The following is a 16,816-nucleotide window of genomic DNA, read 5'->3' on the forward strand; positions in this document are numbered from 1 at the left end:
CGGCGTCGTCAGCTCCGGCCGTGGCGTCGTCAGCTGCGGCCGCGGCTCAGGGCTCGGCGGTGGGCGGCGCGGGACATCGGCGCCGCGAGGCCGGGGGTCGCCGGGAGGCCGCCGTCGGCGAGCAGCCGGCCGATCGGCAGGGTGGCCGCACCCATCGCGACCGCGTCCGGGCCCAGCTGGCACAGGTCGATGCGGGTCCGGGAGTACGGATGCCGCAGAGCGTTTCGGGCGGCTGCGGCGCGAATGTCCGGAAGAAAGCGCTCTCCGAGCGCCAAGCCCGCCGGCCCGCCGAGCACTATGCGCTCCGGCGAGAACAGGTTGACCAGTCCGGCGATGCCGGCGCCCAGATAACCCACGGTCTGCGTGATGACCGCCTGGGCCGGCTCGTCCAGCGTGCCGTCGGCCGCCAGCATCCGGGTGAGCAGCTTGGGATCGGGCTGCTGACCGGTCGCCGCGGCCAGCCGGGCGATCACCGTCTCCGATCCGATGTACGCCTCCAGGCAGCCCCGCGCCCCGCAGCGGCAGACGTCGCCGTCGTACATCAGGGTGGTGTGGCCCCACTCCCCCGCGTTGCTGAACGCGCCGCGGTAGCCCCGCCCGTCCATCACGACGGCCGCGCCGACGCCGGTGCCGACCATGACGATGACCGCGTGCCGGGCGCCCCGGCCCGCACCGAACCACATCTCGGCCTGACCCAGGGTCTTCGCGCCGTTCTCGACGAACACCGGCACGTCGGTACCGGCTCGCAACATCTCGCCCAGCGGTACGGCGTCCCAGCCGGTGGTCTGCGAGTGCACGACCGCCGATCCACCGGCGTGGTCGACCACGCCCGGGACGCCCACGCCGAAGCCGAGCACCTCGGAGCGCTCGATGCCGGCCTCGGCGATGACCGCCGCCAGCCCTTCGAGCAGCTTCGCCGCGGTCACCTGCGGGTCCGGGCCGTCGTCGCCGAGGGAGAACTGGGCCACGCCGAGCCGGGACATCGCGAGGTCGTACAGCTCCACCAGCAGGCGGGTCTCGCCGACGTCGGCGCCGGCGACGTAGCCGTACCCCGGAGCCACCCGCAGCAGCGCGCGGGGCCGCCCGCCGTCCGAACCGACCAGGCCGGCCTCCTCGACCAGGCCCTCGTCGATCATCTCGCCGATCAGGTTGCTCACGCTGGCCTGGCTCAGCGCGGTCGTGTCACCGAGCTCCTGCCGGCTCTGCCGGCCGCCGTGGAACAGGTCCGTGAGCAGGCTGGCCCGGTTCGCGCGGCGGACGTCCCGCACCGTCGTACGCCTGGTCTCCAACCCCTACCGCCTTCGCATTCAGCCCCGTCGACCCGCCATCTAACGCTATGCCACTGACATCATGTGGCACGGGTGGCCGGGAAACCACCTCGTGACCTGCCCGGGGCTGGGATACGGTCGGCCCCGTGAACGAATATCAGGTCCTGAACCGCGCGAACTGGGACGAGCGCGCGGCGGCGCACGCGGCCTCCAAGGACTACCGCGTCGCCGCCTTCGCCGACGACCCGGCACACCTCAGCGACGTGGTCCGCTTCGACCTGCCTTTGCTGGGTGACGTCCGCGGCCTGCGCGGCGTGCATCTGCAATGCCACATCGGTACGGACACCGTGTCGCTCGCCCGCCTCGGCGCGACGATGACCGGGCTGGACTTCTCCCCGGCGTCGCTGACCGAGGCCCGGCGCATCGCGGAGCAGGCCGGGACCCCGGTCGAGTTCGTGGAGTCGGACGTCTACAGCGCCCCGGACAAGCTCGGACGCGGCGGCTTCGACCTCGTGTACACGGGCATCGGGGCGCTCTGCTGGCTCCCCGACATCCGCCGCTGGGCCCAGGTCGTGGCGCAGTTGCTGCGCCCGGGCGGCCGGCTGTTCATCCGCGAGGGCCACCCGGTGCTGTGGGCGCTGGCCGACCCCCGGCCGGACGGCCTGCTGACGCTGGAGCACCCGTACTTCGAGCAGCCGGAGCCGACGGTCTGGACCGAGGGCGGCACGTACGTCGAGACCGACGCCGAGTTCGGGCACAACACCACCCACGAGTGGAACCACGGCCTCGGCGAGGTCGCCACCGCGCTGATCGAGGCGGGGATGGCGGTGACCGGGCTGGCCGAACACCTCTCGGTGCCGTGGGAGGCGATGCCGGGCCAGATGCATCAGCTCGGCAACGGCGAATGGCAGCTCACCGACCGTCCGCAGCGGCTGCCACACAGCTATACCCTGCAGGCGGTCCGCGTCTCCGTTTAAAGATCGCAGCATTCGGGGTATTTCGCGGCCAGTCCCCACGACCTAGGAGCCCCCGATGCGCGCAGGATCAATCGGCGGAGTCATCGTCATCATCTGGCTCGTCCTCGGCGCCGTCGCCGCGTTCGAGCGCGGATACTTCAAGGACACCGGCGACGCCAGCTGTGCCGAAGCCGGCACGGTCATCGTCACGGTGGTCGCCGGACCGCTCAACTGGCTGGGTGTGAACCCGAAGATCACCTGCGACATCCCGGAGCCCTCGAAGTAGACCATTCCACCAGCGCCGAACGCCGCCACCGTCCCGCCCGGGACGCATGGCGGCGTTCTGCTGTCCGGCCGCGGTCAGCGCACCCAGGGCGGGCTGATCGACGAGCCGTCGGCCAGGAGCGCCTCGAGCCCCACGGTGGTCGTCACCCACGCGGTCGCCGCCGCGCCCGAGGTGTTGTCCAGCGCGAAGCTCGCCCCGGCCGGCACGAAGACCACGTCACCGGAGCGCACCACCGTGCCGACGCCGTCGACGGTCGCCGTCAGCTCACCGGTCAGGACCAGGAGCACCTCCTCGCGGTTCACCCGGTGCGGCACGCCGGTCGTGGCGGGCGCGACCTCCAGCCGCCAGGCGCAGAGCTCGCTGCTGCCCGACGAGGGCGCGACGAAGGAACTGAAGGTGGCGCCGTGCAACTGATGCGCGACGGCGTCCTGCTCACGGATGACGGACATGGTGCCTCCCCAAGTAGTCAAGCTGCTTGACTAAATAGTCAAGCAGCTTGACCGGTCTGTCAAACTCCTCCGGTGGACCGTGATCTCCTCGACCTGCCGGTGCTGCTGCTCAATGCGGCCGGCGCCCTGGTGGACGCCATCGACGCCGGCGTCCGGGCCCGGGGCTTCGCCGACCTGCGCCCGGCGCACGGCTTCGCCTTCGCCCGCCTGTCCCACGACGGCGCGACGGTGGGCCAGCTCGCCGAGCATCTGGGCATGACCAAACAGGCGGCCAGTCAGCTGGTCGAGGAGCTCGTGACCAAGGGATACGTGGAACGCCGCCCGCACCCGGCCGACGCCCGCGCCCGCCTGATCGTGCTGACCCGACAGGGCTGGGCTTGCACCCGGGCCGCGGACGAGGCCGCGATCGAAGTGCTGCGCCCGTGGGCCGACGCCCTCGGCCCGCAACGCCTGGCCGCTCTGCGCGCCGACCTGTCCCGCATCGCCACTCCGGGCCGCCTGCGCCGCACTTGGTGAGCCCGCACCCGATTACTTTGCCGCGCCCGATCCGTACTCCTGGAAAGCACTGCGAACAGGAGACACGAGATGCCGAACGTCCAGGCCGCGGTACAAGCAGAACGCACCGAACAGGCCGACCTGCTGGCCACCCTGACCCCGGAGCAATGGAACGCCCCGACCCTGTGCGCCGGCTGGCGGGTCCGCGAGGTCATCGCCCACACGACTCTTCCGTTCCGCATGTCCCTCGTCCGCGCGGCGCTGGAACTGGCCAGAGCCCGCGGCGACATCAACCGGATGGCGGACCGCCGGGCCCGGCGCGACACCGCCCGGCTGTCACCCGGGCAACTGCTCGCCTCGCTGCGTGACAACATCACCCACCCGTGGACCCCGCCCGGCGGCGGCCCCGTGGGCGCGTTGTCGCACGACGTCATCCACGGCCTGGACATCACGGTCGGCCTCGGCCTGGACCGTCGCCCACCGCCCGAGCGCGTCGCGCTCGTGCTGGGCGACCTGCGGACCGAGAACCTGGCGTTCTTCGGTACGGACCTGACCGGGGTACGCCTGGAGGCCACCGACCTGGACTGGACCTACGGCACGGGCACACCGGTACGGGGCCTCGCCCAGGACCTCCTGCTCACGGTCTGCGGCCGCTCCCTGCCCCCGGGACGTCTGGAGGGCGACGCCGCCCACCGCTTCACGGCAGCGGCGCAGCCACGGTCATGACCTCTCCGGCGACGGGCGCGCGCCGGACGTGGGGAACGTTCGTCCTGCGGCCCGCACCGACCGGGTCGACCACGGCCCGCATGACCTCGGCGACGCGCGCCTGTCCCAGATCCGGACCGGGCGCGGCGAGCAGCTCCCGGAACATCGGGAGAATCAACTGCCGCGAGTCCTCGAGGTACATCGTCCCGGACATGCCCAGGCAGGCGACGCCCGGCCGCAGATGCGGTGCCAGCTCGGCGAAGAAGTCGGCATGCCCGCCGTTGCAACAGTCCAGCAGGAGGCCCGTGGTCGCACCGATGCCGTGGTCCCCCACCTGATTCAGGTAGAACCATTCGTCCGGCGTGGAGGGCGCGACCTTCTCCCCGATCCACCAGGCGGAGAACTTCCCCCGGGCGGACGCATCGGGGGCACAGTGGCCGGAGATGACGGTGAGATCCGCCGGCCGGGCGAGGGCGGTCAGCACCTCGGCCCGGCCGGCGAACCCCTCGTCACGCTCATCGGTGGCGGACGGGTAGACGTAGACATCGGCGCCGCCGGGGCTGGCAATGATCGCTTGCCGGACCGCACGGAGGAATCTGCGGCCCGCGATGTATTTCCGGAAGCAGATCAAATTGACGACGACCCGCATGCCTGACCTCCACCGGAGTGCCGCTCTGACGGGCGCGGATCCCGCGGGAACGCGCCGGCTCCGACCGTAACCCGACCGAGCGGCGCGGGTGACCGCGTCCGAGAAACGGGCAGTGGACAACAGGAATTACGGTGGCGTGGTGATAACGGGGGTTCTGGTGCCGGGGGCCGCCTATCCGACGCAGGCGCCGCTTCTCGATCTGGCCGATGCGGTGCTGGCCGACCGGCAGTGCGCCGTGGAGCACATCACGTGGGCTGTTCCCTCCGGACTGCTGCAGATCGGTCCGGAACCGTTCGTCCGGGCCCATGTCACGGCCGGGCTGCATCGCGTCCAAGAGGCCGAGCCGCGGGGGTCCGTTGTGGTGATCGCAAAGTCGCTGGGCTCGTACGCCGCGGCCTTGGTGGCCGAGCGCGGGCTGCCTGCCGTATGGCTGACGCCGGTTCTGACGGACGAATCCATCGTGGAGTCCATCACCGCGAGCCCGGCGCCCGCGCTGCTGATCGGCGGGTCCGCGGACCAGCTGTGGGTTCGGGCGGCCGCCGAAGCCACCGGCAAGCAGACGCTCACGATCCCGGGCGCGGACCACAGCCTGCGAGTGCCCGGACCCGTGCGCCATTACGCCGAGGTGCTGGGAGCTGTGGGTACCGCCATGGAGCAGTTCTTCGACACACTGCTCGGCACATCCGCGCCCAGCCCCCCTAGACATTGGTGAACTTCGATTCTACCGTCGCTGCATGGTGTCGCGTCGATCTGTCCTGCGGACGGTGCCCCTTGCCGCCGCCGCTCTGGCCGCCGTTCCGGAGCTCCCCGGCCGGCTGACCGCAACCTCGGACCCGGAACGCGTACCGCCCGATCCGGCCTCGGCCGAGGCCGCCGCGATCGCCGTGCGCGGCTTCACCACCGACCTGTTCCGGTCACTGAGCTCGGCCGCCGCCGGCGCCAACGTGGTGTGTGCGCCGTACTCGGTCGCCCTCGCCCTGGCCATGACCAGAGCCGGCGCCGGCTCCACCACGGCGGACGAGATGGACGCCGTGCTGCACGCACCGCATCCGCGTCCCGTCGCGCTGGACAGCGGGCTCAACACCGTCGACCAGGCGCTGATGGGTCGCTACCGGGACGGCGACGGCATCAAGCAGCCCAAGATGGTCACGGCGAACGCCTTGTGGACGCGGCTCGGGCTCAACCTGGACCCGGCTTTCCGGGACACGCTGGCCGGCTACTACGGCGCCGCGCCGCACCCGGTCGACTTCCGTGGCGCGACGGACGCGACCCGTCAGGAGATCAACACCTGGGTGTCGGACCGGACCAACGCGAAGATCCCGGAGCTGTTGCAGTCCGGCTCGGTCAGCCCCCACACCACCCTGATCCTGACGAACACCACCTATCTGCGGGCGGCCTGGGCCTACCCGTTCAGTGCCCCGGCAACCGCGGCGGCGCCGTTCACCCGCGATGACGGCCGGGTCGTCGAGGTGCCGATGATGCGCGGGCCGTTCGACCCGATGGGTTACCTCGAGGGGGACGGCTGGCGGGCGGTCGACGTGCCGTTCGCGGGCGGCGGCCTGGCCATGGCCATCGTCCTGCCGGCCCGGGACGATCTCGCCGCGGTCGAGGCGCGCCTCGACGAGGCGTGGCTCGGGGCGCTGCTGCGCGGATTCCGGTTCGAGACAGTGCAGCTGCGACTGCCGAGGTGGACGTTCCGCCTGCCGGCCGGCCTCGGTGCCGTCCTGAGCGGACTCGGCATGCCGACCGCGTTCTCGTCGCGGGCCGACTTCACCGGCATGAGCGACGAGCCGTCCCTGCGCATCGACGACGTGGCGCACGAGACGTTCATCGCGGTGGACGAGAAAGGCACCGAGGCGGCGGCCGCGTCGGCGGTCATCGTCCGGCCGCCCTCGATCCCCCGGGGGCCGGACTTCTTCGCCGACCGCCCGTTCCTCTACATCATCCACGACCGGTCCAGCGGCGTACCGCTGTTCATCGGCCGGGTCCACGACCCGCTGGTCACCGCGCCGGCCTGAGCTCAGCCACCGGCGTTCCGGCGGCCGGCCTTCGCGCCCTGCCGGACGACGATCAGCCGGCTGGGCACCGTCAACGCCGCGTACAGCCCGGCCATCCGCAGGGCCAGGGCCCGGTGCGGGTGCGGGTGCCCGTGCCGGGTGAGCCGCGCCAGCCAGCGCCGCTCCAACTGCCGGCCCGCCAAGGCGACGCCGACCGAGGCAGCCACGGCGGTGGTCAGCACGCCCACACCGACAGCACCGGCCAGGACAGCTCGCCGACGCCGCGACGGGTCATCCTCGGACGGATCGTCGGCCGGCAGCTGGATGCCGACATCGACGTAGGGAAGCCCGGAGCCGGCCCCCGGGACGGCGGGCTCGTCGGCGCCCGCGGCGGAACGAACGGCACGAATCCCCGGAATCGCCACGGTGGCGGTGATCGCCGCCACCGCCCCACGAGCGAGACGGCGACGGGCCGGGGGCAGCTCGGCCGCGGCAATCCAGGCGCCGACAGATGCGACATCGAGTCCGGCGTCGGCGAGCGTGCGCAGATACGGGCGCCAGGCGGCGCCGGTCGGGATCTTGGTCATCCCTCGACGGTAGAAGCCGCGGTCCACCACCGGGCCCGGCGCGGACCGATGTCCGTTCCCGTTCGGGTGATGTCGGCGATGTGGGCCGGAAGACCGACCTCGCGGCGGCCGTCCATCTCATGACGGAGTCCAGGACATCCTGATCGGGGCTGCACGGGAGCTGACGGTACGCCTCCACAGGCCGGTCACACCGTGGTTGCTCGACCACGCCATCTGGAAGGCCGAACGGGGACCCGGCTTTCGTAAGTGAAGCTGTGCGGGATCAGTCAGGGCCACGGTGACGGCGCCGGCCCACTGACGCAGCATGTCGGGGTATCGGGCGGCGAAGTTACGCAGCTCCTCCGCGGCCGACTCGGTCAGCGCCGTCAGCTCGTAGGTGACCTTGACGTCGCTGGTGCCGGCGGTGCCACCGGCCAGCTCCACGGTGACAGTGCCGGCGTTGTCGCCGGACACTACGCGGGCGTAGCGGATCCGGCGGCCGGGCGTTCGGTCGGTCACCACCCAGGTGGTGCGGCGACCGTTCGCGTCGGTCTCGAAGACCGTTCCCGGTGCGGACTCGTCGGCCGGGCCGGCCGGGAAACGGGGCAGCCACCCCGCCACCCATCGCTGCTCGCCGCGCGGAGTGAACAGTTCGAACGCGCGCTCAGGCGGAAGGGGGACAGTCAGATGGCCGCTCACGGCGACGTTCACTTTCCCTCCTCGCTGTGGGCCTCGGCCGCGGTCAGGGTGAGGCCGTAGACCTCCCGGCGCTGCTCGATCTTGACGAGGGTCTCGGGTGATGCCCGATAGCCCGATCATCTGTATATTGGCCGCCATGGCAGGCATGCGGCGTCCGACCTTTCTGATCCTGTCGGCGCTCGCCCTGGGTCCGCTGCACGGGTACGCGGTGATCAAAGAAGTCGCGCGGTTGTCGGACGACAGCGTGCACCTCGCCGCCGGCACGCTGTATGCGGCGCTCGACCGGCTCAGCGACGAGGGCCTGGTCGAGGTGGACCGGGAGCAGACCGTCGACGGCCGGCTCCGTCGCTACTACCGGCTGACCGCTACGGGCACCGCCGCGCTGGCCGCCGAGGCCGAGCAGATGCAACGCGACGCCCGGATGGTGACTCAGCGGCTGCGCGGAGCCGGTCCCGCCGGCGCTCCCAGCCCGGCCTGAGCGACCTGATGGCATCACCCCGGCCCACACCCTGACCAGCGGAAGGAACCACCATGCCCGACGACATCCGGACCACCCGGCTGGCCCGCGGATACCGTCGGTGGCTGATGGCCTACCCCCGCGCCTACCGACGGGAACGCGGCCCGGAGATCATCGCGACGCTGCTCGACGCCGCGGATCCCCACCGGTCCCGTCCGGCCGCCCGCGAGGCTGCGTTCCTGCTCCGACACGGGCTAAGCCGACGGGTCGCCGAGGCCGGACGCCGGGCGTTCGTGGTCGCGGCGTTCGCCGCCGTCCTCGGTGGGCTCAGCGGTATCGCGCTCGGCTCGTGGCTGGCCTGGCGGGACGTGGACCCGATGGCGCCCGACAAGGCCACCGCGATCAGTCTCGCTCCTACGGTGCTGCCCTTTCCCTTCGAGGACAGGGCCGGCCAGTTCGGGCGGAGCACTTTCTGGAACCCGTACAGCAAGAACACCCTGCACGGCGGCACCGGCGTACGCGTCGGGAGGACGTCGGTGACCGGTTTCGTGCCCCCGGGTGCCACGGTGGAGCAGGTCGTCGCCGGTGTCCACCAGCGGATGCGGGCACAGGGCTGGCAGAACGTCCAGACCAAGGTCCACCGCACCGGGTCGAGCACGTCGCCCCTTGTGAAAGCCGAGGTGACCGGCACCCGGGCCGGTTACCTCGCCGCGGTGCAGATCGCCCCGGCCCTGACCTTCGACCTGATGTGGGCCGAGCCGCCCGGCCACCTGCGCGACACCATTCTCGGCGGCCTGGCCGGCATGCTGCTCGGCGCGCTCTTCGGGCTGTGCACCTCGATCCGGATGCGCCGCTACGGCCCGCGGATGCAGCGGGTGTACTCGGGACTCTGCGTCGCCACGCTGCTGATGCTCGCCCCGGCCTGCCTGGGCAACATCCCCACCGCGACCGGATCCCTGCTGGCCAACACCCATCGCAACGGCCCCGGGCCCTCGGTGTACTGGGGCGGCTTCGTGATGTACGGGGCCGAGCCGCTGGCCATCCTGTCCCTGGTGCCGATCCTGGCCATCATCGTGGGCTGCGTCTGGCCGCGCCCGGCACCCGCCCGCACGTCCACCACCGCCTGAGCGCGGACGAACCGGCGGTGGCGCGTATGGTCGGGCGGTGAATCCCGCTGACCTGCAGGGCCTTCGATCGGGAGACCTCGAGACCCGCGAAACACATGTGCACCGTCTGCTCGACCGGGCCAGAACGCAGGGTGACGAGTCAGCCATCGCGGCGCTGCACACGCTCGTCCGCGACTACCGGGATTTCCACCGGTCGTTGTATTCGCGGGCGATGAACCAGGCGGCTGTGTTCGCGGATGCCGGACTGCAGGAGCCGCTGCTCGCCGCGCTCGCCGACACCCGGTACAACTGCCAGGCCTGGGCGGCGATGGGTTGTGCGGCCATGGACGTCCGGGCCGCCGTACCCCAGCTGATCACGCTCCTCGACCACTCGCAGTGGATCGTCCGGGGCGAGACGGTGACCGCGCTCGGCCGCCTCGGCGACGCCTCGGTCGTCCCGGCGCTGCGGCCGTTGCTCGGCGATCAGGCCGACTGGCTGCGCCAGCGGACCGCCGACGCCCTGGCCCGCATCGGCGGCGACGCGGCGCTGGAAGCGCTGTGGCACGAGTTCGAGCACCGGCGCTTCCCCCGGATCGGCTACGTGGCCAGCACGCTGGCCCAGTTCGCGCCGGAGGTGGTGCCCCGCCTGCTGGCCGCGGCCGACAGCCCGGACCCGGACCAGCGGTACTGGGCTGCCGTCGCACTCGGCTCCACCGGCGACGACCGGGCAGTCCCCACCTTGGAACGCCTGATGGCCACCGACCGCGGCAGCACCGTTTTCGACGGCGAAGTCCGCGCAGCCGCCAAGAAGGCCCTGCGCACCCTGCGCCGCATCCAGACCGCCATCGCCGAACGCGAAACAGCCCTCCAGACCGCGCCACCGCAAGGCAGCTGAGATGGGCAGACCAACACTGTTCCTGACCGTGGGACTCCCCTGCACGGGAAAGACCACCGCCGCCCGCCGCATCGAAGTCGAGCAGCAAGCGCTCCGCCTCACCAAGGACGAATGGATCAAAGCCCTCTACGGCCACGAAAACCCACCCCTGGCCGGCGACGTGATCGAGGGACGACTCATCCAGATCGCTTTGCGAGCTCTCGAACTGGGCACCAACGTCGTGATCGACTACGGCCTCTGGAGCCGGAACGAACGCTCCGCGCTCCGCCAGGCAGCGAAAGACCTGGGCGCGAACGCAGAACTGCACTACTTCGAGCTGCCCCTGGCCGAACAGCGCAAACGAGCCGACCGCCGCCAGGCCGAAGCCCCCCACACCACGTGGCCGATGTCCGACGAGGAACTCGCCGAATGGGCCGCCGCCATCGAAATCCCCACCCCGGGCGAACTGAACGGCACGGAACCCATCGACGCCCCGCCCCCAGGCTTCGAAACCTGGGCCACCTGGCGCCACCACCGCTGGCCCCCCTCAGTCTCCTGAGCCGGGGCGAGCACGACGAGAACGTCGCCCTGGTGAGCCGGCGGCGATGGACTCCGGTGATTCAGCGCGCGCGGCGGTAGTGCACGGCGATCACGCCGTTGCGGAGCGGCTCCGCCGACACCAGCTCGAGCTGGCGCGTGGCGGGCAGCCCGCCCTGGTACAGGGTCGGGCCATGGCCGACGATCCTGGGCTGGACGAGCAACTTGTACTCGTCGATCAGGTCCAGCCGATCAAGCTCGGTCGCCAGCTTGCCGCTCGCGAGCAGAACCCCGTCCGGGTTCGCGTCCTTGAGCTCCTGCACGCCCTCGCGCAGATCACCACCGATGTGGTGGCTGTTGGTCCACGGGAAGTCCTTGCGCGTCGACGACACCACATACTTGGGCTTGGCCTCCAGCTTGGCCGCCCACTCGCGCATGGCAGGCGGCGCGTCCACGTCGCCGCGGGCGACGGCCGGCCAGTGCCCCTCCATCATCTCGTAGGTGACGCGCCCCCACAGCATCGCCCCGCACTCATCCATGCGACTGGTGAAGAAGGCATGCGTCTCATCGTCAGCGATCCCCTCCTGATGATCGACGCAACCGTCCAGGGTGACGTTGATGCTGAAGGTAAGAAGTCCCATGGCCGCCGAGTCTAGGACCCACGACAGCATCACAACGCCCCGACGAGCGGCGCGCCGACCCCTCAAGGAACCCGCACCCCGTCACCGCCCGGCAACGCGCCTCCAGCCAACCGCGTAACCGGCACCAGCCCGGCCAACCACCACCGCAACCGGCGAGGTACGTCCGCACGACCCACCACCCAGGCCCGCCTGCCCGACAAAATCCCCGGCAAAATCCACAGCGCGGCAGCCAGACCGCTACCGCACGGGGACCGCCCACAAAGCGAGCCGCCCAGCAGCGAAGAACCAAACGCTTGCCGCAACAGGCCACCATGCAAGGTGGAGGGCCGGGGGTGACCAAGAACGGCATAAAAACGCTCCACCAGCCGTCTTGGTCACCCCCGGCCCTCCACCGTCCCATCGCAAGAAAAAGAACTAACCCCGCTCGATCAGATGCCCAACAATCTGAGGCCCCATGAGAACGGCCTCACCAGACCCGTCCCGCCGAGAATCAACCGCAGGAAGCTCAACCGGATCACCGGTAGCACTGGCACCAACCGGACGCGGCCCAACCCAGGCAACAGTCAAAGCCGTCTCCCCCTTGAGGAACCGCTGCACCCGGACCCCGCCGGTAGCCCGCCCCTTGGCCGGATAGAGCCCGAACGGCGTCACCTTCACCTGAGTGCCGGTCGACGTCACCACCATCGGCTCCCCATGCTGCGGATCGGTGGTGCTCACCGCATTGAACGACACAGCCTCAGCCCCGGACGACAGATTCATGCCGGCCATCCCGCCGCCCTTCAACCCCTGCGGCCGGACCAGCTTGGCCGGGAACCGCAACAGGGAGGCGTCCGACGACACGAAGGCGAGCGACTCGCTGCCGTCGGTCAGCCAGGTCGCGCCCAGCACCTCGTCGCCGTCCTTGAGGGTGATGACCTCGAACTCGTCCGAGCGGACCGGCCATTCCGGGGTGCAGACCTTGACCACGCCCTGCCGGGTGCCCAGGGCCAGACCGGGTGAGCCGGTCGCGCCGAGCGGGGCCAGGCCGACGACCTTCTCCCCCGGCTCCAGCGGGATCAGCTCGGAGGCCGACATGCCACCGCGCACCGAGACGGTGCCGGACTGCTCCGGCAGGACCGGCAGGGGCAGCACGTCCACCTTGAACGCCCGCCCCGTGCTGGTCACCAGCAGCACGCGGCCGCGGGCGGTGGAGTGCACGACCGAGCGGACCGCGTCGTGCTTGACCCGGCCGCTGCGCCGGCGCCCCTCGGTCGCCTCCTCGCTCTCCGCCGCGGTGCGGGCGATCAGCCCGGTCGCGGAGAGGATGACCTGGCAGGGGTCGTCGGCCACCTCGAGCGGGCCGGCCGGCGCGGACGCCGCGAGGACCTCCTTGAGGTCGCCGTCGATCAGGGTGGTGCGCCGGGCGACGCCGAACTCCGAGGCCACCGCGGCCAGCTCGTCCGAGACGACCTGCTTGAGGACGTCGTCGTTGTCCAGAATCCGGCTGAGCTCCGCGATCTCGCCGCGCAGGCGCTCCTGCTCGGTCTCCAGCTCGATGCGGTCGAAGCGGGTGAGCCGGCGCAGCGGGGTGTCCAGGATGTACGTCGCCTGGATGTCGCTGAGCCCGAACTCGCTCATCAGGCCCGCCTTGGCGGCCGCGGCGTCGTCGCTGCCGCGGATGATCGCGACCACCCGGTCGATGTCGATCAGGGCGATGAGCAGGCCGTCGACCAGGTGCAGGCGGTCCTGGCGCTTGGTGCGCCGGTGCGTGGTCCGCCGGGTGACCACCTCGTAGCGGTGGGCCAGGAACACCTCGAGCAGCGCCTTGAGCCCCAGCGTCCGCGGCTGGCCGTCGACCAGGACCAGGTTGTTGATGCCGAACGACGACTCCAGCGGGGTCAGCCGGTAGAGGTCGGCCAGCAGGGCCTGCGGGTTGACGCCGACCTTGCACTCGATGACCAGCCGGATGCCGTGCTCGCGGTCGGTGAGGTCCTTGACGTCGGCGATGCCCTGCAGCCGGGCCGGCTGGCGCTGGCCCTTGCGCGGGCCGGAGGTGATCAGCTTGCCCTTCACCTCGTCGGTGATCGCCTCGATGATCTTCTCGGTGCCCACGCCGTACGGCAGCTGCACGACGGTGATCGCCTGGCGGCCACGGCCACCCTCCAGCGGGCCGGTCTGGGCGCGGGCCCGCATCCGCACCACGCCCCGGCCGGTCTCGTACGCCCGGCGCACCTCGTCCAGGCCGAGCAGCTGCCCGCCGGTGGGCAGGTCGGGGCCCGGCACGAACCGCATGAGCTCGTCGAGGTCGGCCTCCGGCTGGGTGATCAGGTGCCGGGCCGCCGTGACGACCTCGCCCAGGTTGTGCGGGATCATGTTGGTCGCCATGCCGACGGCGATCCCGGACGTGCCGTTGACCAGCAGGTTGGGGAAGGCCGCGGGCAGCACCTTGGGCTCGAGCTCGGAGCCGTCGTAGTTGGGCTTGAAGTCGACCGTGCCCTCGCCGAGCTCGCCGACCAGCAGCATCGCCTCGCGCGACATCCGGGCCTCGGTGTACCGCGAGGCGGCCGGGCCGTCGTCGGGCGAGCCGAAGTTGCCGTGGCCGTCGATCAGCGGCGCGTTGAGCGAGAAGTCCTGGGCCAGGCGCACCATCGCGTCGTAGATCGCCAGGTCACCGTGGGGGTGGTAGCGGCCCATCACGTCACCGACGACGCGGGCCGACTTGACGTAGGCCCGGTCGGGACGGTGGCCCTGCTCCTGCATCGACCACAGGATGCGGCGGTGCACCGGCTTGAGGCCGTCGCGGGCGTCCGGCAGGGCGCGCGAGTGGATGACCGAGTAGGCGTACTCCAGGTAGGAGTCCTCGACCTCGGTGGTGAGCGGGTTGTCGATGACCCGGGCGCCGGCCTGGTCGAAGGCCGACAGGTCCACCCGGGACTGCTCGTTCTTGCGGCGTGCCATGTCTGAAGAAAAGCCTCTCAGGACGAACTTGCATGGGTTTCCGCTGCGGGTCAGCTCAGGCGTCGATCGTTTCCTGGTCGATGCGGCCGGCCGCCTCGATCAGCCAGTTCTTGCGCGGCTCGACCCGCTCACCCATCAGCAGCTCCAGCGTCGCCTCGGCCCGTTCGGCGTCGTCGAGAGTGATCCGCCGGACCGTGCGGGTGGCCGGGTTCATCGTGGTGTCCCACAGCTCGTCGGCGTCCATCTCGCCGAGACCCTTGAACCGGCTCACCGGGGCGAGCGACTTACCGGCGCGCTCCAGCCGGGTGAGCGCGGCCTCCATCTCCTGCTGGGTGTAGGTGAAGATGGTCTCGGGGTTACGGCCCTTGGTGGTGATCTTGTGCAGCGGCGGCATCGCGGCGAAGAGCCGGCCCTGCTCGATCACCGGGCGCATGTACTTGGCGAAGAGGGTGATCAGCAGGGTGCGGATGTGCGAGCCGTCGACGTCCGCGTCCGCCATGATCATGACGCGGCCGTAGCGCATCGTGCTCATGTCGAAGGTGCGCCCGGAGCCGGCTCCCAGCACCTGCACGATGGCCGAGCACTCCACGTTGTCCAGGACCTGTTGCAGGCTGGCCTTCTGCACGTTGAGGATCTTGCCGCGGATCGGCAGCAGCGCCTGGTATTCGGAGCTGCGGGCCATCCGGGCGGTGCCGAGCGCGCTGTCACCCTCGACGATGTAGAGCTCGCTGCGGCCGATGCCGGTGGAGCGGCAGTCGACCAGCTTGGGCGGCATGGACGCGCCTTCGAGGGCGGTCTTGCGGCGGGCCGCGTCCTTCTGCTGCTTCTGGGTCAGGCGGACCCGGGCGGCGTCGACGACCTTCTGCAGGACCGTGCGGGCCTCGCTCTTGGTGCGCCGGTCGTCGATCCAGGCCTTGAGGTGCTGCTCGACCAGGGTCTGCAGCACCCGGGTGATGCCGGCGGTGGAGAGCTCGTCCTTGGTCTGCGAGGTGAACTGCGGCTCGGGCACCCGCACGTGGATCACCGCGGTCATGCCCTCCAGCAGGTCGTCCAGGACCGGCACGTCCTCCTTGGGCTTGAGCAGCCCGCGGGCGTTGCGGATGGCGTCGCCCAGCGCCCGGACCAGGGCCCGCTCGAAGCCCTTGCGGTGGGTGCCGCCGTGCACGTTGCGGATGGTGTTGGTGAAGGACTCCACCGTGCGGTCGTAGCCGGTGCCCCAGCGGAACGCGACCTCGACCTGGGCCTTGCGCTCGACATTGGACTGCATGACGCCGTTGGCGTCGGCGGCGTTCTCCTTGTAGGTGCCCTCACCGGCGACCATCAGGATCCCGGAGACGGGCTTGTCGCCGGCCGGGGTGAGGAACTCCACCATGTCGGTGAGTCCGTGCGGATAGTGGAACTTCTCCTCGGCCGGCTCCTCGCCGGTGTGGTCGCGCAGGACGTAGGCGACGCCCGGGACGAGGAACGCGGTGTTGCGCAGCTTGGCCCGCACCACGTCGACGTCCAGGCGGGCGCCGGTCTCGAAGTACCGCGCGTCGTACCAGTAGCGGATCGAGGTGCCGGTGCGCTCGCCGCGCTTCATCTTGCGCACCACGCGCAGGCCGCTCTGCGTCTGGAACGGCGCGTCCGGGCCGGGGCCGGCGAACACGCCGGGCACGCCCCGCTGGAAGGACAGCTCGTGCACCTTGCCGTCGCGCCGGACGGTCACGTCGAAGCGCAGGGACAGGGCGTTGACCGCGGAGGCGCCGACGCCGTGCAGGCCGCCGGAGGTCTTGTAGCCGGAGCCGCCGAACTTGCCGCCGGCGTGCAGCCGGGTGAGCACCAGCTCGACGCCGTTGAGGCCGGACTTGGCGTTGATGTCGGTCGGGATGCCGCGGCCGTCGTCGTCGACCTGCACCGAGCCGTCGGCGTGCAGAATCACCTCGACGTGCTCGGCGTGCCCGCCGACACCCTCGTCGGTGGCGTTGTCGAGGATCTCGTTGGCGAGGTGGTTGACGCCGCGGCTGTCGGTGGAACCGATGTACATACCCGGCCGCTTGCGGACCGCATCGAGTCCTTCGAGGTGCGTGAGGTCATCAGCCCCGTAGAGGATCTCTGGTTGCGCAGTCACGAGGTATTACTCCCGGCAGTGGCAGCTGTCAACGACGCGGCGAGCCTACCGGGCACCTCCGACGACTTTCGTGAGGCCGACCGT

Annotated in this window: 18 protein-coding genes; 10 read left to right on the forward strand and 8 right to left on the reverse strand. The window is 71.0% G+C overall.

The annotated features are described in order from the left end of the window. Positions 1-29: 29 nt before the first annotated feature. The gene (locus Aau02nite_RS04510) at positions 30-1,289 is read right to left on the reverse strand and encodes an ROK family transcriptional regulator (protein WP_212987037.1); all 1,260 of its coding nucleotides are present in this window, start codon (positions 1,287-1,289) and stop codon (positions 30-32) included. A gap of 125 nt (positions 1,290-1,414) precedes the next feature. Between Aau02nite_RS04510 and Aau02nite_RS04515 the strand changes: the two genes are divergently transcribed. Beyond that, a complete protein-coding gene (locus tag Aau02nite_RS04515; RefSeq protein WP_212987038.1) occupies positions 1,415-2,245 on the forward strand; it encodes a class I SAM-dependent methyltransferase in 831 nt (276 codons plus the stop codon). 55 nt (positions 2,246-2,300) lie between these two features. Beyond that, positions 2,301-2,510 (forward strand): hypothetical protein, encoded by a 210-nt coding sequence (locus Aau02nite_RS04520; protein ID WP_212987039.1) that lies wholly within the window; start codon positions 2,301-2,303, stop codon positions 2,508-2,510. 74 nt (positions 2,511-2,584) lie between these two features. On the opposite strand, the gene Aau02nite_RS04525 is transcribed toward Aau02nite_RS04520, so the two are convergent. Further along, positions 2,585-2,959 (reverse strand): cupin domain-containing protein, encoded by a 375-nt coding sequence (locus tag Aau02nite_RS04525; protein WP_212987040.1) that lies wholly within the window; start codon positions 2,957-2,959, stop codon positions 2,585-2,587. A gap of 72 nt (positions 2,960-3,031) precedes the next feature. On the opposite strand from Aau02nite_RS04525, the gene Aau02nite_RS04530 reads away from it, so the two are divergent. Further along, entirely contained in the window at positions 3,032-3,475 is a 444-nt protein-coding gene (locus Aau02nite_RS04530; protein WP_246594896.1) for a MarR family winged helix-turn-helix transcriptional regulator, read from the forward strand. 69 nt (positions 3,476-3,544) lie between these two features. Continuing rightward, positions 3,545-4,180 (forward strand): maleylpyruvate isomerase family mycothiol-dependent enzyme, encoded by a 636-nt coding sequence (locus Aau02nite_RS04535; RefSeq protein ID WP_212987041.1) that lies wholly within the window; start codon positions 3,545-3,547, stop codon positions 4,178-4,180. Here the strand turns inward: Aau02nite_RS04535 and Aau02nite_RS04540 are convergent. Further along, a complete protein-coding gene (locus tag Aau02nite_RS04540) occupies positions 4,152-4,808 on the reverse strand; it encodes a hypothetical protein (protein ID WP_212987042.1) in 657 nt (218 codons plus the stop codon). The genes Aau02nite_RS04535 and Aau02nite_RS04540 overlap by 29 nt on opposite strands. Before the next feature lie 139 nt (positions 4,809-4,947). On the opposite strand from Aau02nite_RS04540, the gene Aau02nite_RS04545 reads away from it, so the two are divergent. Both Aau02nite_RS04545 and Aau02nite_RS04550 read left to right on the forward strand, forming a co-directional pair. After that, the gene (locus Aau02nite_RS04545; protein WP_212987076.1) at positions 4,948-5,520 is read left to right on the forward strand and encodes an alpha/beta fold hydrolase; all 573 of its coding nucleotides are present in this window, start codon (positions 4,948-4,950) and stop codon (positions 5,518-5,520) included. Positions 5,521-5,542: 22 nt separating this feature from the next. Continuing rightward, positions 5,543-6,826 (forward strand): serpin family protein, encoded by a 1,284-nt coding sequence (locus Aau02nite_RS04550; protein WP_212987043.1) that lies wholly within the window; start codon positions 5,543-5,545, stop codon positions 6,824-6,826. Between the two features lie 2 nt (positions 6,827-6,828). Here the strand turns inward: Aau02nite_RS04550 and Aau02nite_RS04555 are convergent, their stop codons facing one another. Further along, positions 6,829-7,392: a hypothetical protein gene (locus tag Aau02nite_RS04555; RefSeq protein ID WP_212987044.1), complete on the reverse strand. Its 564-nt coding sequence runs from the start codon at positions 7,390-7,392 to the stop codon at positions 6,829-6,831. Positions 7,393-7,509: 117 nt separating this feature from the next. After that, positions 7,510-8,082 carry an SRPBCC family protein gene (locus tag Aau02nite_RS04560; protein ID WP_212987045.1) on the reverse strand — a complete coding sequence of 191 codons (573 nt, stop codon included), beginning with the start codon at positions 8,080-8,082 and terminating at the stop codon, positions 7,510-7,512. A 124-nt stretch (positions 8,083-8,206) separates the two neighbouring features. Between Aau02nite_RS04560 and Aau02nite_RS04565 the strand changes: the two genes are divergently transcribed. Genes Aau02nite_RS04565 through Aau02nite_RS04580 form a run of 4 tightly spaced genes read left to right on the forward strand, consistent with a single transcriptional unit; the run spans position 8,207 to position 11,066 of the window. Further along, positions 8,207-8,548, forward strand: coding sequence for a PadR family transcriptional regulator (locus tag Aau02nite_RS04565; protein ID WP_246594897.1), 342 nt, complete (start codon positions 8,207-8,209; stop codon positions 8,546-8,548). Between the two features lie 53 nt (positions 8,549-8,601). Next, the gene (locus Aau02nite_RS04570) at positions 8,602-9,654 is read left to right on the forward strand and encodes a hypothetical protein (RefSeq protein WP_212987046.1); all 1,053 of its coding nucleotides are present in this window, start codon (positions 8,602-8,604) and stop codon (positions 9,652-9,654) included. 37 nt (positions 9,655-9,691) lie between these two features. Next, positions 9,692-10,528, forward strand: coding sequence for a HEAT repeat domain-containing protein (locus Aau02nite_RS04575; protein WP_212987047.1), 837 nt, complete (start codon positions 9,692-9,694; stop codon positions 10,526-10,528). 1 nt (position 10,529) lies between these two features. Beyond that, entirely contained in the window at positions 10,530-11,066 is a 537-nt protein-coding gene (locus Aau02nite_RS04580; protein ID WP_212987048.1) for an ATP-binding protein, read from the forward strand. Between the two features lie 61 nt (positions 11,067-11,127). Here Aau02nite_RS04580 and Aau02nite_RS04585 read toward each other — a convergent pair whose 3' ends face one another. The 3 genes from Aau02nite_RS04585 to Aau02nite_RS04595 form a co-directional block, all read right to left on the reverse strand. Beyond that, positions 11,128-11,685 (reverse strand): dihydrofolate reductase family protein, encoded by a 558-nt coding sequence (locus Aau02nite_RS04585; RefSeq protein ID WP_212987049.1) that lies wholly within the window; start codon positions 11,683-11,685, stop codon positions 11,128-11,130. A 414-nt stretch (positions 11,686-12,099) separates the two neighbouring features. Beyond that, positions 12,100-14,622 carry a DNA gyrase/topoisomerase IV subunit A gene (locus Aau02nite_RS04590; protein ID WP_212987050.1) on the reverse strand — a complete coding sequence of 841 codons (2,523 nt, stop codon included), beginning with the start codon at positions 14,620-14,622 and terminating at the stop codon, positions 12,100-12,102. A 55-nt stretch (positions 14,623-14,677) separates the two neighbouring features. Next, positions 14,678-16,732 (reverse strand): DNA gyrase/topoisomerase IV subunit B, encoded by a 2,055-nt coding sequence (locus Aau02nite_RS04595; protein WP_212987051.1) that lies wholly within the window; start codon positions 16,730-16,732, stop codon positions 14,678-14,680. Positions 16,733-16,816 lie beyond the last annotated feature (84 nt).

This window comes from Actinoplanes auranticolor, from assembly GCF_018332655.1.
GTDB classification, from domain to species: domain Bacteria; phylum Actinomycetota; class Actinomycetes; order Mycobacteriales; family Micromonosporaceae; genus Actinoplanes; species Actinoplanes auranticolor.

Bases quoted from the DNA above. Each gene is read 5' to 3' on its own strand.
- Aau02nite_RS04520 (WP_212987039.1), top strand. From the start codon at position 2,301: ATGCGCGCAGGATCAATCGGCGGAGTCATCGTCATCATCTGGCTCGTC.
- Aau02nite_RS04525 (WP_212987040.1), bottom strand. From the start codon at position 2,959: ATGTCCGTCATCCGTGAGCAGGACGCCGTCGCGCATCAGTTGCACGGC.
- Aau02nite_RS04535 (WP_212987041.1), top strand. From the start codon at position 3,545: ATGCCGAACGTCCAGGCCGCGGTACAAGCAGAACGCACCGAACAGGCC.
- Aau02nite_RS04540 (WP_212987042.1), bottom strand. From the start codon at position 4,808: ATGCGGGTCGTCGTCAATTTGATCTGCTTCCGGAAATACATCGCGGGC.
- Aau02nite_RS04550 (WP_212987043.1), top strand. From the start codon at position 5,543: ATGGTGTCGCGTCGATCTGTCCTGCGGACGGTGCCCCTTGCCGCCGCC.
- Aau02nite_RS04555 (WP_212987044.1), bottom strand. From the start codon at position 7,392: ATGACCAAGATCCCGACCGGCGCCGCCTGGCGCCCGTATCTGCGCACG.
- Aau02nite_RS04565 (WP_246594897.1), top strand. From the start codon at position 8,207: ATGGCAGGCATGCGGCGTCCGACCTTTCTGATCCTGTCGGCGCTCGCC.
- Aau02nite_RS04570 (WP_212987046.1), top strand. From the start codon at position 8,602: ATGCCCGACGACATCCGGACCACCCGGCTGGCCCGCGGATACCGTCGG.
- Aau02nite_RS04580 (WP_212987048.1), top strand. From the start codon at position 10,530: ATGGGCAGACCAACACTGTTCCTGACCGTGGGACTCCCCTGCACGGGA.
- Aau02nite_RS04585 (WP_212987049.1), bottom strand. From the start codon at position 11,685: ATGGGACTTCTTACCTTCAGCATCAACGTCACCCTGGACGGTTGCGTC.
- Aau02nite_RS04590 (WP_212987050.1), bottom strand. From the start codon at position 14,622: ATGGCACGCCGCAAGAACGAGCAGTCCCGGGTGGACCTGTCGGCCTTC.